This is a genomic window from Sutterella sp. KLE1602 (assembly GCF_001578585.1).
Classification (GTDB): Bacteria; Pseudomonadota; Gammaproteobacteria; order Burkholderiales; family Burkholderiaceae_F; genus Sutterella; species Sutterella wadsworthensis_A.
The window spans coordinates 4,478-5,585 of the sequence record NZ_KQ968544.1 but is presented as its reverse complement, the minus strand read 5'-3'; the positions used below and the strand labels follow the sequence as shown (position 1 = coordinate 5,585).

Here is a 1,108-nt window from a genome sequence, read left to right as displayed (position 1 = left end):
GGTTGCCGCAGGTTTGTCTTCAACAAGGCGTTGGAGATCCAAAACGAGCGCAAGTCCAAAGGTGAAAAGCTTCTCACTTACAAGGAGCTCGCTCACGAGTTGGTGCTCTGGAAAAAAAAACAACCCGAGACCGCCTTTCTTCGAGAGGCGATGTCCCAACCGCTCCAGCAGGCCCTGCGCGATCTCGATCGCGCCATCGGCGACAGCTTCCGTCCCAATAGCGATCCGGCACACAAAGGGTGGCCGAAGTTCAAGGCGAAAGACATCGGTGACGGCTTTCGGATTCCGCAATTTGCTCCTGAACACATCGACGATGCCAACGGGCGAGTCAAGCTCCCGAAGATCGGTTGGATTCGATACCGCAGAACGCGTCCCATCGCGTTCGAGTGTGCGGACGGGATGCTCGTTCCCGGTGTCGTGAAGCAGATTCACGTCAGGAAGGACTGCGGCCACTGGTTCGTGATCTTCACGGTTGAGTTCGAAGTCAAGGTCCCCGACATGAAGGCGCTCGATGTTGGAATCGACGTCGGCGTCGTGCATGCCGTCGCGACGAGCGACGGACGATTCTACGATCTCGACACGGCGAAGATTCGCTCGATCGAGAAACGCATTGCGGGCTTGAAACGCAAGCTTTCGCTCAACCAGGAGTCGCGAAAGAAACTCGCGAAGTTGGGACTGGCGGAGCCTTTTGACAAGAAGTAGCCGAGTTGCAAGCGGCGTCGGCTCAAGGAGAAGCTTCAAAAGTTATATCGAAAGATTCGTTGCATTCGACAGGATTTCAACAGGAAGACGGCGCATGCGCTCGCGCAGGAGTACGGCTGCGTGTACGTCGAGGACCTGAAGGTGAAGAACATGACGGCGTCCGTCAAGGGCATCGTTGAGAACCCCGGCAAAAATGTGAAGCAGAAAAGCGGGCTCAACCGCGCCATCCTGCGCACGGGGTTCTACAGTCTTCGCCAAGCAATCGAATGGCAACTTCTGAAAATGGGTGGTGTGGTGATTCCCGTCGATCCGAGAGGAACGAGCATCACCTGCCCGCACTGTCAGACCAGGGACAAACGCAACCGCCCGACTCAGGCGATTTTCAAGTGCGTCAACGAAAGTTGCG

The 1,108-nt window shown here is 56.3% G+C and carries 2 protein-coding genes and 1 pseudogene; all 3 read left to right on the top strand.

Annotation, left to right across the window (positions count from 1 at the left end):
- Positions 1 to 702, top strand: a 702-nt coding sequence (locus HMPREF3036_RS12300) for an RNA-guided endonuclease InsQ/TnpB family protein (RefSeq protein WP_255358810.1), incomplete at its 5' end; no start/stop codon positions are given.
- Between the two features lie 54 nt (positions 703 to 756).
- Positions 757 to 801, top strand: a pseudogene (locus HMPREF3036_RS12600) (hypothetical protein); the annotation flags it as partial.
- Between the two features lie 21 nt (positions 802 to 822).
- Positions 823 to 1,108: transposase (locus HMPREF3036_RS12290; protein WP_231853595.1), on the top strand; the 286-nt coding region annotated here is incomplete at its 3' end.